Genomic DNA, 13,702 nt, shown 5'->3' with positions numbered 1-13,702 from the left:
AATCCGATCACATAGAACGAATTTTTTCATCACAAATTACTATTATTTTATAACGAAAATATAGAAATCAACAGCAATAAGAGAAAAGGTAAACCAATAACAATATAGCCTCTAGGATTGGCAAGGTTCATAGTCCATCCTACCCCAAAGCGTTTCTCCACAAAAATGGAAGGGTCTTGTCGATTCATATAAATTAAGCCACCCTTCCAATAGCGATCCTCATCCACGTCCATTACCTGTGAATCTATATTTGCTTCATAGCGTACTTTGTGTTTATGTTTTTTCAAAACATATATAAGTAATGAGCCCAGCAAAACAACTAAGAACAAAATAAATACTGGTAATAGCTTATAGCCTACTGTCATAGAAGGATAGATATTGCTTAATTGCAAAATTGTTAATAAAGCTGTTAATGCATAACTTATCATTAATATTTGCCAACTCATGTATTTTCGCGTTTTGAGCTGATCCTCCAACGATTCCTCTTTGTGATTTACAGCTAATTTAATTGCAGAACGTTTAATGGAGTCGGTAATTCCCCACATCATACATTGCATCATTAGCATTATCAATGGCAGTGAAATAGCCGTAAAATAGGTCTTATCTCTCCAGGCATCTGCTTCTCCACTCGGCCCCCAATGTACTGCTATATCATTTGGCATTTGATCGTAATGTAGTACTGTGTAAATGATCAAAAATACTGATATTCCTAACGGTACAGCAAAAAAAGACCAAGGAAGCATTTCATCGCGGCTTCGTGCAGTTAAATCTACTGCCCGTACTTGTTTAATATTTACGCCCCACTGCTCTTGTTTTTTCAAAGTAGATACCTTTTGATGATTTATCCAATACAACACCATACTTACTGTAAGTATACTAAACAAACAACTTAATAAAACAATACTTTGCATGGATTCAGAAGGCGCAAATTGATTGTAACTAATAATCATGATGATTAGAAATACTATCCCTGTGCCTCCTACGAATTGAACATACTGTTTTTTCAATTGAGCTAGGATGGGATGTTTAATCTTTTGTTCAGGCACAGTGACTCCAAAAACGATTGTCTCTCGTACAATATAAGGAACCACTATTTGCAAAGCTAATGTCATGATGTAAATGGTTGTAAAAACACCAAGTAGCATTTTGCTACACTCCCTCTGCTGGAATTTGCAAATCAGCGAATACTTTTTTCATCATGTGCTCAATTTGTTCAGCTGTTGCACCGAGCACCATTCCTTCTGCCACAACAGGTTTCAAATTCTTTTCGATTTGTCGTAGTTGCTCAGGTGTTAAAGCTCTCTCCTCTGTAGAACATATAATAGCTCCAGATTTTGGTCGAATGGTAATAATCCCTTTTGCCTCTAATTCATGATAGCTCTTATTAACAGTATGCATATTAACACCTAGATCAGCAGCTAAACTTCGCACAGACGGTAAAGTATCACCTGGTTTCATTTCTCCTCTAGCAATTCCTTCAATAATTTGACGTGTCACCTGCTCATAAATAGGTACGTCTGATTGAAATTCTATTTGAATAAGCATGTTTATCAGCTCCATATTTGTTATACAACTAATATAACAAATTTCTCTCCACCTTGCATGAGATACAAATTTTTAAATGGGAGAATTTTTAATGGTTTCAATAAATCTTTGCACAAGTAAATTCTGCTTCTCATTATTCCTCGTACAAATCGCAATTTTATGTTTAATGGCATGTATATCCTTGACATAAACCCTCGCCAATTGCCCACTCTCTACATACTCTCTAACCGCAAGAGAAGAAATAAAATTTGCACCATAGCCTGCCATGACTGAGCGAATGGTTTCATGAATGCCATTAAATTGGAGTGCGATTTTTGGTGGTCTCACTTGGTATGTTTGACATAATGAGAAAAGATGCTCCCTCATCGAACTCCCTACTTCCCTCATAATAAAAGGCTCCTGAAACATTTCGACTAATGTAATAGATTGATGTGCATAACGATGATTTGGCGATACTACAAACCATAATTCATCCTCATATAATTCCTCCCACTCTATTTCCTTAGGTCTTTCAGACATTCCCCCACCATAAATAGCCATATCCGCTTTATAGTTTATTAACTGTTCAAAGGCATCCTTTGTATTGGTCGTTGTAATCATTAAATTCGCCTGTTCATTTGCAGCCTTGAAAGTAGCTGCCCATTTAGGAATTAAAAAATTAGCAGGTAAGTAGGTTGCAACAATGTGTAAATTTCCTGCTCTTGCAAGTCGATAATCTTCTATAAATGTTTCAATATGTTGTTCAAGAGCAATAAGATTTTGAGCTTTTTCTGCTAGTGCCACACCGAATTCAGTAAGTACTACACCACGTCCCTGTTGTTGAAATAGCTGGACGCCAATTTCATGCTCAAAACGTTTGATTTGACTTGAAACGGCAGGTTGACTGATACATAGCTTTTCTGCAGCTTTTGTAAAACTGCCTGTAGCCGCAACTTGATAAAACAATTTTAAGCCATGACTATTCATGATTTAACCTCAATTCATAATCTTTAGTTATGTATAAATAATAATAATATATTTTTATTATGATTCATTCTATCATACACTTTATTGGCAAGCTTGCACTTTAAAAAATAGTGAAATGAGGCTGTATAATGACAGAATTAAATGTTTGGCATAATGTAGATGATTATTTCATGACTAAGCTCCTACCAGAAAACGAACACCTTAATAGTGCACTACAGGCTAATAAAGCTGCAGGTATTCCAGAAATTGATGTATCTCCTACTCAAGGGAAACTATTATATTTACTCGCTAAAATGAAAAGTGCGGTAAATATTTTAGAGATCGGTACACTTGGAGGCTATAGCAGTATTTGCTTAGCCCAAGCTCTTCCTCAAGCAGGAAAGGTAGTGACTTTAGAAATTAATGAAGATTACGCCAAAGTCGCCAAGCAAAATATAGAGAATGCAGGCTATGAACAAATGATTGAGGTAATTGTAGGAAATGCCCTAGATACATTGCCAAACTTAAAAAAAGCTGGACTATTATTCGACTTTATCTTTATTGATGCTGATAAACCTAATAACCCTGCTTACTTAGAGTGGGCGTTAAAATTAGCACAGGCTGGGGCTGTTATCATCGCTGATAATGTTGTGCGTAACGGTGCGGTAACTGATGAAAATAGTGAGGATGAACGCGTTAGAGGCGTACAGGAATTTGTGGATTTACTAAAAGCAAACCCTAGAATTGAAGCAACAGCTATACAAACAGTTGGTGTGAAAGGGTATGACGGCTTTGTACTAGCCGTAGTAAATTAGCATAGAAAAACCGCGTAACTAAAAAAGCAGTTACGCGGATGTACTATATAAAAGATGCCTTACTGCTCCCCATCTAAGCTAGTAAGACATCTTTACCCCTTAAAATCTCTTAACTTTTATTTATAGACCCCTTTTAATTCAATCGTGCTCATCTCTTTAAACGGGGGAACAGACCCCGTCACGTTATGTTAGTGGAATAGGCTGGATTGTACTCGAGTGCAATCCTTAGATAGTTATTAGGAAAGTTTGATATGTTGGATAGTAGACTTGTATTTTACGCTAATTTTTCATACCCTGGAAGTGTCAAGAATTCCGCAAATTCATCTTGTTCAATTAAGGATTTAAACAGTTCAGCAGCTTCTTCATAGCGACCACTGTTATAAGCTTGTTCCCCAACAGCCTCTTTAATTTTCACAAGTTCTTCTTCCAATATTTCTAAAACAAATGCTAATGTAATACCACGTCCATCATCTAAGATTCCTTTCGGATGACGGATCCATTGCCATACTTGTGTACGAGAGATTTCTGCTGTTGCAGCATCCTCCATCAAGTTATTAATTGGTGCAGCTCCGTTACCTCGAAGCCATGAAGCAATATATTGTACACCAACACTACAGTTAATACGTAGACCTTCAATTGTTATTGTTCCTTCTGGTACAGCTACTAAATCTTCGGCAGATACTTGTACATCCTCACGCTTTTTATGAATTTGGTTAGGCGTTGTCATAATTGCATCAAATTGCTCCATCGCTGTTGCAACCATACCAGGATGTGCTACCCATGTACCGTCGTGCCCCTCTGTTGCCTCACGACGTTTATCCTCTGCCACCTTTGCAAATGCCACTGCATTCGCCTCATCGTCATTTTTAACTGGAATTTGAGCTGCCATTCCGCCCATTGCTGGTGCATTTCGCTTGTGACATGTTTGAATACATAAAGATGTATAGGCTTTCATAAAAGGTACTGTCATCGTTACTTGCCCACGGTCTGGCAAAATAACATCAGCTTGATTGCGTAGACGCTTAATATAGCTGAAAATATAATCCCAACGACCGCAATTCAAACCAGCTGAATGTTCACGTAGCTCATATAAAATTTCATCCATCTCAAACGCTGCTAAAATCGTTTCGATTAATACAGTAGCTTTTATTGTCCCCTGTGGAATACCAATATAATCTTGAGCAAACACAAAGACATCATTCCATAGTCGAGCCTCTAAATGACTTTCAAGTTTTGGTAGATAGAAATATGGTCCTGTACCTTGTGCAAGTGCGTTTTTGGCATTGTGGAATAGATATAAACCGAAGTCAAAGAAACTGCCAGAAATCGGATCTCCATCCACCAGGACATGCTTCTCAAGCAAGTGTAGACCTCGTGGACGAACTAACAGCACTGCTGTCTCATCATTTAATTTATATGTTTTACCATTGGATTCTTGTGTAAACTCAATCGTCTTATTAATAGCATCACGCATATTAATTTGACCGCCAATCATATTTTCCCATGTCGGAGAAGATGCATCTTCAAAGCATGCCATGAACATTTTTGCTCCAGAATTTAACGCATTAATAACCATTTTCCGATCAACTGGCCCTGTAATTTCAACACGGCGATCTTGTAAGTCGTTTGGAAGTGGTGCGATTACCCAATCACCTTCCCGAATATGCTTTGTCTCTGGTAGGAAATCCAGCTTCTCTCCCGCATCAAGTCGTTTTTGGCGTCCTTGTCGAGCCTCCAACAGCTCCTTGCGACGAGCATCAAATTTTTCGTGCAGAGCAAGAACAAATTCAAGAGCTTCAGGTGTCAAAATTTCATTAGTTTGCTCATTTTGTTCTCCAACAATTTTAAGCTTACCTGTCGTTGCTTGTTCCATTAGCTGTTTACCCACCTTTGCCATTTTAGTTTCGTCATCCTCCGCTTTAGGAGGAGCGGAGGAGACTATTCTATGATTATGAATTTAGGAAAACACGTATTTAAACTACAACTTATACAAACTGTTCTGTTTCAGTAGAACCTGCCATTGCTGTTGTAGAAGAAGTACCACCAGAGATAACTTGAGAGATTTCATCAAAGTATCCAGTACCTACTTCGCGTTGGTGACGTGTAGCTGTATAGCCTTTAGACTCAGAAGCAAATTCTGCCTGCTGTAGCTTAGAATATGCAGCCATACCATTATCTTTATAGTCATGAGCAAGCTCAAACATAGAGTGGTTAAGTGCATGGAAACCTGCTAAAGTAACGAATTGGAATTTGTAACCCAACTTACCAAGTTCACGTTGATACTCTGCAATTTCTTCTTCTGAAAGATTTGCCTTCCAGTTGAATGAAGGTGAGCAGTTGTATGCAAGCATTTTACCTGGGAACTCAGCATGAATAGCTTCAGCAAATTCTCTAGCTTCTTCAAGTGATGGTTTAGAAGTTTCACACCAAATTAAATCTGCATATGGAGCGTAAGCTAAACCACGAGCAATTGCTTGTTTGATTCCAGCTTTTGTACGGAAGAAGCCTTCAGGTGTGCGTTCACCAGTGATGAATTCTGCATCACGTGGATCAATATCTGATGTAACCATATCAGCAGCATCAGCATCTGTACGTGCAATTAAAATTGTATCTACACCCATAACATCTGTTGCTAAACGTGCAGCTACTAAGTTACGAACAGCATTTTGTGTTGGAAGTAATACTTTACCTCCAAGGTGTCCACATTTCTTTTCAGATGCTAATTGATCTTCTAAGTGAACACCCGCTGCTCCTGCTTCAATCATACCTTTTACAAGCTCGAATACGTTTAGAGGCCCACCAAAACCTGCTTCTGCGTCTGCTACGATTGGCGCGAACCAATCAAATTGATCAACACGTCCTTCAGCATGATCAATTTGATCTGCACGTTGAAGTGCTTGATTAATTCGTTTTACTACTGCTGGTACAGAGTTAGCTGGATATAATGATTGGTCAGGATACATTTGACCAGACAGGTTTGCATCTGCAGCTACTTGCCAGCCTGATAGATAGATAGCCTTTAAGCCAGCTTTTACTTGTTGTACTGCCTGATTCCCCGTTAATGCCCCCAATGCATTGATAAACGGTTCCTCATGTAATGAATTCCAAAGTCGAGTAGCACCTTTTTGCGCTAATGTTTGTTCAATTACTACTGTCCCCTGTAATTTAACAACCTCTTCAGCTGAATATGTGCGTTCAATACCAGCCCAACGTGGGTTTTCAGCCCATTGTTTTTCTAAAGCTTCGATTCTTTCTTGACGAGTTGACATATTGAAATTCCACCTTCCCCTTTGTGTACAATATACTCTGTTAAAAAACTTTTAATTATCTGTTCCATAACAGGTTTATTTGTTGTAAATTAATATATAACAGACTATTTGAATTTTCATTATTTTTCGATAAAAGATCAAATTTTAAGGATAAAACTACCTTTTTTAAGGATGAAATTTGGAAGACTGTTTACAAACAAGGGGGATATTCACAATGAACAATGAGTTAAATTCTTTCGTAAAAGATATTTCACAACAATATATTTTTATGTTAAAAGACTGGATACCTGCTGATTCATCCATTGCGATTGCTGTTGAACATTCTTATGTTTATTTTCACTCTGGTCACCAAAGTATTCATTTAGAGATAGGGCAACAAGTATTACCTGGGAGTATTGCGGACCAAGTGTTACAGACTCAAAAAAAAACAGATGCTATTTTAGATAATTCCCTATTTGATACGCCATATTACGGCATTGGTTATCCCATATACATTCAAAATAAGCCTGCTGCTCTTGTCATTGTCCTACCGTCATCATTTACAACAAAAAGAGCCGAACCATATCAATTTTTAACTGGAAAGCAAGAGGAGGAATGGAATCCTGTAGCAATTAATAAAATATCTCATATTGAAAGCCTACAGAAAAAAACATGGTTTTATGTAGAGGGTGATCAGTATAAAACGAGTATTACACTTAAAGAACTTCAATTACGATTACCCTCATATTTTATTCGTATCCATAGATCTTACATTGTAAATATACATTTCATAAAAAAAATGGCACGCGATTTAACATCAAATTTTATTGTCACTTTAATTGATGGAAGTGAGTTACCAGTGAGTCAATCTTATCTAAATGATCTTCGGAATGCTCTTGAGTTTTAAGTATAAGGCTGTCCTTTTCCGGGAACAGCCTACTTTCTTAATTTCAGTACAACAAAAAAGACCAGAGAAGAAATTCTCTGGTCTTTCATTTGCCTAGCGACGTCCTACTCTCACAGGGGGAAGCCCCCAACTACCATCGGCGCTAAAGAGCTTAACTTCCGTGTTCGGTATGGGAACGGGTGTGACCTCTTTGCCATCATCACTAGACTTTGTATTTAATTGAAAGATTTATTCTTTCAAAACTGGATAAACGGTGCATTGAATGTTTCAAACGTTTTGGTTAAGTCCTCGATCGATTAGTATTCGTCAGCTCCATGTGTCACCACACTTCCACCTCGAACCTATCTACCTCATCGTCTTTGAGGGATCTTACTTACTTGCGTAATGGGAAATCTCATCTTGAGGGGGGCTTCATGCTTAGATGCTTTCAGCACTTATCCCGTCCACACATAGCTACCCAGCGATGCCTTTGGCAAGACAACTGGTACACCAGCGGTGTGTCCATCCCGGTCCTCTCGTACTAAGGACAGCTCCTCTCAAATTTCCTACGCCCACGACGGATAGGGACCGAACTGTCTCACGACGTTCTGAACCCAGCTCGCGTACCGCTTTAATGGGCGAACAGCCCAACCCTTGGGACCGACTACAGCCCCAGGATGCGATGAGCCGACATCGAGGTGCCAAACCTCCCCGTCGATGTGGACTCTTGGGGGAGATAAGCCTGTTATCCCCGGGGTAGCTTTTATCCGTTGAGCGATGGCCCTTCCATGCGGAACCACCGGATCACTAAGCCCGTCTTTCGACCCTGCTCGACTTGTAGGTCTCGCAGTCAAGCTCCCTTGTGCCTTTACACTCTACGAATGATTTCCAACCATTCTGAGGGAACCTTTGGGCGCCTCCGTTACCTTTTAGGAGGCGACCGCCCCAGTCAAACTGTCCGCCTGACACTGTCTCCTGCCCCGCTAAGGGGCATGGGTTAGAATTTCAATACAACCAGGGTAGTATCCCACCGACGCCTCCTTCGAAGCTGGCGCTCCGAGATCTCTGGCTCCTACCTATCCTGTACAAGTTGTACCAAAATTCAATATCAGGCTACAGTAAAGCTCCACGGGGTCTTTCCGTCCTGTCGCGGGTAACCTGCATCTTCACAGGTACTATAATTTCACCGAGTCTCTCGTTGAGACAGTGCCCAGATCGTTACGCCTTTCGTGCGGGTCGGAACTTACCCGACAAGGAATTTCGCTACCTTAGGACCGTTATAGTTACGGCCGCCGTTTACTGGGGCTTCAATTCGCAGCTTCGCTTGCGCTAACCACTCCTCTTAACCTTCCAGCACCGGGCAGGCGTCAGCCCCTATACGTCACCTTACGGTTTTGCAGAGACCTGTGTTTTTGCTAAACAGTCGCCTGGGCCTATTCACTGCGGCTCTCATGCGCTTGCACGCTCAAGAGCACCCCTTCTCCCGAAGTTACGGGGTCATTTTGCCGAGTTCCTTAACGAGAGTTCTCTCGCACACCTTAGGATTCTCTCCTCGACTACCTGTGTCGGTTTGCGGTACGGGCACCTCTCACCTCGATAGAGGCTTTTCTTGGCAGTGTGAAATCAGGAACTTCGTCCATTCGGACTCGCCATCACAGCTCAACGTTACAGTGTGCGGATTTGCCTACACACACGCCTTACTGCTTGGACGCGCACAACCAACGGCGCGCTTACCCTATCCTACTGCGTCCCCCCATTTCTCAAACGGTGAGGAGGTGGTACAGGAATATCAACCTGTTGTCCATCGCCTACGCCTATCGGCCTCGGCTTAGGTCCCGACTAACCCTGAGCGGACGAGCCTTCCTCAGGAAACCTTAGTCATACGGTGGACGGGATTCTCACCCGTCTTTCGCTACTCATACCGGCATTCTCACTTCTAAGCGCTCCACCAGTCCTTCCGGTCTGACTTCAACGCACTTAGAACGCTCTCCTACCACTGACATCGTAGATGTCAATCCACAGCTTCGGTGAATCGTTTAGCCCCGATACATTTTCGGCGCAGCGTCACTCGACCAGTGAGCTATTACGCACTCTTTAAATGATGGCTGCTTCTAAGCCAACATCCTGGTTGTCTGTGCAACGCCACATCCTTTTCCACTTAACGATTACTTTGGGACCTTAGCTGGTGGTCTGGGCTGTTTCCCTTTTGACTACGGATCTTATCACTCGCAGTCTGACTCCCGTGTATAAATATCTGGCATTCGGAGTTTGTCTGAATTCGGTAAACCGGGATGGCCCCCTAGTCCAAACAGTGCTCTACCTCCAGTATTCTCATCACGAGGCTAGCCCTAAAGCTATTTCGGAGAGAACCAGCTATCTCCAAGTTCGATTGGAATTTCTCCGCTACCCACACCTCATCCCCGCACTTTTCAACGTGCGTGGGTTCGGGCCTCCAGTAAGTGTTACCTCACCTTCACCCTGGACATGGGTAGATCACCTGGTTTCGGGTCTACGACCACGTACTACATCGCCCTATTCAGACTCGCTTTCGCTGCGGCTCCGCCTTCTAAAGCTTAACCTTGCACGTAATCGTAACTCGCCGGTTCATTCTACAAAAGGCACGCTATCACCCATTAACGGGCTCTAACTACTTGTAGGCACACGGTTTCAGGATCTCTTTCACTCCCCTTCCGGGGTGCTTTTCACCTTTCCCTCACGGTACTGGTTCACTATCGGTCACTAGGTAGTATTTAGCCTTGGGAGATGGTCCTCCCGGATTCCGACGGAATTTCACGTGTTCCGCCGTACTCAGGATCCACTCAGGAGAGAACGAACTTTCGACTACAGGGCTTTTACCTGCTCTGGCGGACCTTTCCAAGTCGCTTCATCTAACTCGCTCTTTTGTAACTCCGTATAGAGTGTCCTACAACCCCAAGAGGCAAGCCTCTTGGTTTGGGCTCTTCCCGTTTCGCTCGCCGCTACTCAGGGAATCGATTTTTCTTTCTCTTCCTCCAGGTACTTAGATGTTTCAGTTCCCTGGGTCTGCCTTCAAGACGCTATGTATTCACGTCAAGATACTACGCGATTAAACGTAGTGGGTTCCCCCATTCGGAAATCTCCGGATCAAAGCTCACTTACAGCTCCCCGAAGCATATCGGTGTTAGTGCCGTCCTTCTTCGGCTCCTAGTGCCAAGGCATTCGCCGTGCGCCCTTAATAACTTAACCAAGTTATTAAGCCTATAAAAAAACTTAAAAAATAAATGTGTTTGTTACAATTTCAATGTCGTTTTATCCAGTTTTCAAAGAACAAAAATTGGTGGAGCCTAGCGGGATCGAACCGCTGACCTCCTGCGTGCAAGGCAGGCGCTCTCCCAGCTGAGCTAAGGCCCCAAGAGGTATATATGGTGGGCCTAAATGGACTCGAACCATCGACCTCACGCTTATCAGGCGTGCGCTCTAACCAGCTGAGCTATAGGCCCTCTTGGAAGTTTTATTAGATTTCATAAACCTTCAAAACTGAACGCAAAACGTAATCTTACAAACCCATGGTTTGTATTCCGAAAATATCCTTAGAAAGGAGGTGATCCAGCCGCACCTTCCGATACGGCTACCTTGTTACGACTTCACCCCAATCATCTATCCCACCTTCGGCGGCTGGCTCCAAAAGGTTACCTCACCGACTTCGGGTGTTACAAACTCTCGTGGTGTGACGGGCGGTGTGTACAAGGCCCGGGAACGTATTCACCGCGGCATGCTGATCCGCGATTACTAGCGATTCCGGCTTCATGTAGGCGAGTTGCAGCCTACAATCCGAACTGAGAACGACTTTATCGGATTAGCTCCCTCTCGCGAGTTGGCAACCGTTTGTATCGTCCATTGTAGCACGTGTGTAGCCCAGGTCATAAGGGGCATGATGATTTGACGTCATCCCCACCTTCCTCCGGTTTGTCACCGGCAGTCACCTTAGAGTGCCCAACTAAATGATGGCAACTAAGATCAAGGGTTGCGCTCGTTGCGGGACTTAACCCAACATCTCACGACACGAGCTGACGACAACCATGCACCACCTGTCACCGTTGCCCCCGAAGGGGAAACTATATCTCTACAGTGGTCAACGGGATGTCAAGACCTGGTAAGGTTCTTCGCGTTGCTTCGAATTAAACCACATGCTCCACCGCTTGTGCGGGCCCCCGTCAATTCCTTTGAGTTTCAGTCTTGCGACCGTACTCCCCAGGCGGAGTGCTTAATGCGTTAGCTGCAGCACTAAGGGGCGGAAACCCCCTAACACTTAGCACTCATCGTTTACGGCGTGGACTACCAGGGTATCTAATCCTGTTTGCTCCCCACGCTTTCGCGCCTCAGCGTCAGTTACAGACCAGAAAGTCGCCTTCGCCACTGGTGTTCCTCCAAATCTCTACGCATTTCACCGCTACACTTGGAATTCCACTTTCCTCTTCTGCACTCAAGTCCCCCAGTTTCCAATGACCCTCCACGGTTGAGCCGTGGGCTTTCACATCAGACTTAAAGGACCGCCTGCGCGCGCTTTACGCCCAATAATTCCGGACAACGCTTGCCACCTACGTATTACCGCGGCTGCTGGCACGTAGTTAGCCGTGGCTTTCTAATAAGGTACCGTCAAGGTACAGCCAGTTACTACTGTACTTGTTCTTCCCTTACAACAGAGTTTTACGATCCGAAAACCTTCTTCACTCACGCGGCGTTGCTCCATCAGGCTTTCGCCCATTGTGGAAGATTCCCTACTGCTGCCTCCCGTAGGAGTCTGGGCCGTGTCTCAGTCCCAGTGTGGCCGATCACCCTCTCAGGTCGGCTACGCATCGTCGCCTTGGTGAGCCGTTACCTCACCAACTAGCTAATGCGCCGCGGGCCCATCCTATAGCGACAGCGAGATGCCGTCTTTCAGTCTCTTGCCATGAAGCAAAAGAGATTATTCGGTATTAGCCCCGGTTTCCCGGAGTTATCCCAAACTATAGGGTAGGTTGCCCACGTGTTACTCACCCGTCCGCCGCTAACGTCAAAGGAGCAAGCTCCTTTTCTGTTCGCTCGACTTGCATGTATTAGGCACGCCGCCAGCGTTCGTCCTGAGCCAGGATCAAACTCTCCATAAAAGAAATTTGATTAGCTCAAATTGTTTTGCTGGCATCATGTTTGATGTCCAAAATTATGTTTTGTTCACTAGCAAAGCTAGCTACTTAAAACTTTATTGATTACGTTTTGCTTGTTCAGTTTTCAAGGTTCATGTAATTGAATTGGTGGAGCCTAGCGGGATCGAACCGCTGACCTCCTGCGTGCAAGGCAGGCGCTCTCCCAGCTGAGCTAAGGCCCCGTATTTTTTAGGAAATGGTCGGGAAGACAGGATTCGAACCTGCGACCCCTTGGTCCCAAACCAAGTGCTCTACCAAGCTGAGCTACTTCCCGTTGTTCTTATGGCGCGCCCGACAGGAGTCGAACCCATAACCTTCTGATCCGTAGTCAGACGCTCTATCCAATTGAGCTACGGGCGCATTTAAAATGGTGCCGAGGACCGGAATCGAACCGGTACGGTAGTCACCTACCGCAGGATTTTAAGTCCTGTGCGTCTGCCAGTTCCGCCACCCCGGCACATTTGGAGCGGAAGACGAGGTTCGAACTCGCGACCCCCACCTTGGCAAGGTGGTGTTCTACCACTGAACTACTTCCGCATGTGCATAAGTTTTTTATCTGGCAATGAAAATAATGGTGCGGGTGAAGGGAGTCGAACCCCCACGCCTTGCGGCGCTAGATCCTAAGTCTAGTGCGTCTGCCAATTCCGCCACACCCGCTTATTATTATTTCTAAATGGTGAGCCATGAAGGACTCGAACCTTCGACCCTCTGATTAAAAGTCAGATGCTCTACCAACTGAGCTAATGGCTCGAAAAAATGGTGCCGGCTATAGGAATCGAACCCACGACCTACTGATTACAAGTCAGTTGCTCTACCTGCTGAGCTAAACCGGCATATGGTGGAGGATGACGGGCTCGAACCGCCGACCCTCTGCTTGTAAGGCAGATGCTCTCCCAGCTGAGCTAATCCTCCTGGGTGTTATGCCTAGCGACGTCCTACTCTCACAGGGGGAAGCCCCCAACTACCATCGGCGCTAAAGAGCTTAACTTCCGTGTTCGGTATGGGAACGGGTGTGACCTCTTTGCCATCATCACTAGACTTTTTAAAAGACAAGATTTATTATACCATATTTAAGTATAAATACAAGCTTTTTTTAAAACT

General features: G+C 43.7%; 7 protein-coding genes, 11 tRNA genes and 4 rRNA genes. 2 read left to right on the top strand and 20 right to left on the bottom strand.

Going from position 1 to position 13,702, the window contains the following annotated elements; translation table 11 throughout:
- Positions 1-47: 47 nt before the first annotated feature.
- The 3 genes from MHB39_RS00805 to MHB39_RS00795 all read right to left on the bottom strand — a co-directional run bounded on the left by MHB39_RS00805 (position 48) and on the right by MHB39_RS00795 (position 2,511).
- Positions 48-1,145 carry a DUF5808 domain-containing protein gene (locus MHB39_RS00805; RefSeq protein ID WP_342545599.1) on the bottom strand — a complete coding sequence of 366 codons (1,098 nt, stop codon included), beginning with the start codon at positions 1,143-1,145 and terminating at the stop codon, positions 48-50.
- Between the two features lie 4 nt (positions 1,146-1,149).
- Positions 1,150-1,545 carry a GntR family transcriptional regulator gene (locus MHB39_RS00800; RefSeq protein ID WP_036075346.1) on the bottom strand — a complete coding sequence of 132 codons (396 nt, stop codon included), beginning with the start codon at positions 1,543-1,545 and terminating at the stop codon, positions 1,150-1,152.
- 72 nt (positions 1,546-1,617) lie between these two features.
- Positions 1,618-2,511, bottom strand: coding sequence for a LysR family transcriptional regulator (locus tag MHB39_RS00795; protein WP_016992427.1), 894 nt, complete (start codon positions 2,509-2,511; stop codon positions 1,618-1,620).
- A 128-nt stretch (positions 2,512-2,639) separates the two neighbouring features.
- Here MHB39_RS00795 and MHB39_RS00790 point away from each other — a divergent pair, with 128 nt between their 5' ends.
- On the top strand, positions 2,640-3,305 hold the full coding sequence (locus MHB39_RS00790) for an O-methyltransferase (protein WP_342545598.1): 666 nt from the start codon (positions 2,640-2,642) through the stop codon (positions 3,303-3,305).
- Between the two features lie 274 nt (positions 3,306-3,579).
- Here the strand turns inward: MHB39_RS00790 and aceB are convergent, their stop codons facing one another.
- Positions 3,580-5,178, bottom strand: coding sequence for a malate synthase A (gene aceB / locus MHB39_RS00785; RefSeq protein WP_342546876.1), 1,599 nt, complete (start codon positions 5,176-5,178; stop codon positions 3,580-3,582).
- Positions 5,179-5,290: 112 nt separating this feature from the next.
- A complete protein-coding gene (aceA, locus tag MHB39_RS00780) occupies positions 5,291-6,574 on the bottom strand; it encodes an isocitrate lyase (protein ID WP_004233046.1) in 1,284 nt (427 codons plus the stop codon).
- A 214-nt stretch (positions 6,575-6,788) separates the two neighbouring features.
- Here aceA and MHB39_RS00775 point away from each other — a divergent pair, with 214 nt between their 5' ends.
- The gene (locus MHB39_RS00775) at positions 6,789-7,460 is read left to right on the top strand and encodes a LytTR family DNA-binding domain-containing protein (protein WP_036075349.1); all 672 of its coding nucleotides are present in this window, start codon (positions 6,789-6,791) and stop codon (positions 7,458-7,460) included.
- Positions 7,461-7,551: 91 nt separating this feature from the next.
- Here the strand turns inward: MHB39_RS00775 and rrf (MHB39_RS00770) are convergent.
- From rrf (MHB39_RS00770) to rrf (MHB39_RS00700), 15 genes are all read right to left on the bottom strand, one after another.
- Positions 7,552-7,667: ribosomal RNA gene (gene rrf / locus MHB39_RS00770) — 5S ribosomal RNA — on the bottom strand.
- Positions 7,668-7,736: 69 nt separating this feature from the next.
- Positions 7,737-10,664, bottom strand: a 23S ribosomal RNA gene (locus MHB39_RS00765).
- 89 nt (positions 10,665-10,753) lie between these two features.
- Positions 10,754-10,829, bottom strand: a tRNA-Ala gene (locus MHB39_RS00760).
- 12 nt (positions 10,830-10,841) lie between these two features.
- Positions 10,842-10,918, bottom strand: a tRNA-Ile gene (locus MHB39_RS00755).
- Positions 10,919-11,012: 94 nt separating this feature from the next.
- Positions 11,013-12,565 (bottom strand): 16S ribosomal RNA (locus MHB39_RS00750).
- A gap of 142 nt (positions 12,566-12,707) precedes the next feature.
- Positions 12,708-12,783: transfer RNA gene (locus tag MHB39_RS00745), tRNA-Ala, on the bottom strand.
- A gap of 15 nt (positions 12,784-12,798) precedes the next feature.
- Positions 12,799-12,875, bottom strand: a tRNA-Pro gene (locus tag MHB39_RS00740).
- Between the two features lie 9 nt (positions 12,876-12,884).
- Positions 12,885-12,961, bottom strand: a tRNA-Arg gene (locus tag MHB39_RS00735).
- A gap of 8 nt (positions 12,962-12,969) precedes the next feature.
- Positions 12,970-13,058, bottom strand: a tRNA-Leu gene (locus MHB39_RS00730).
- 5 nt (positions 13,059-13,063) lie between these two features.
- A tRNA-Gly gene (locus tag MHB39_RS00725) sits at positions 13,064-13,138 on the bottom strand.
- A 35-nt stretch (positions 13,139-13,173) separates the two neighbouring features.
- Positions 13,174-13,258 (bottom strand) — tRNA-Leu (locus MHB39_RS00720).
- Between the two features lie 17 nt (positions 13,259-13,275).
- Positions 13,276-13,351 (bottom strand) — tRNA-Lys (locus MHB39_RS00715).
- Between the two features lie 7 nt (positions 13,352-13,358).
- Positions 13,359-13,434: transfer RNA gene (locus MHB39_RS00710), tRNA-Thr, on the bottom strand.
- A gap of 3 nt (positions 13,435-13,437) precedes the next feature.
- Positions 13,438-13,513: transfer RNA gene (locus tag MHB39_RS00705), tRNA-Val, on the bottom strand.
- Positions 13,514-13,523: 10 nt separating this feature from the next.
- Positions 13,524-13,639 (bottom strand): 5S ribosomal RNA (gene rrf / locus MHB39_RS00700).
- Together the 16S, 23S and 5S rRNA genes with 11 tRNA genes alongside form the textbook arrangement of a ribosomal RNA operon.
- Positions 13,640-13,702 lie beyond the last annotated feature (63 nt).

It is taken from the genome of Lysinibacillus sp. FSL K6-4013 (assembly GCF_038630435.1).
GTDB classification, from domain to species: Bacteria; Bacillota; Bacilli; order Bacillales_A; family Planococcaceae; genus Lysinibacillus; species Lysinibacillus boronitolerans.
The sequence above is the reverse complement of the archived record's forward strand: the minus strand, read 5'-3'. Positions and strand labels throughout refer to the sequence as shown.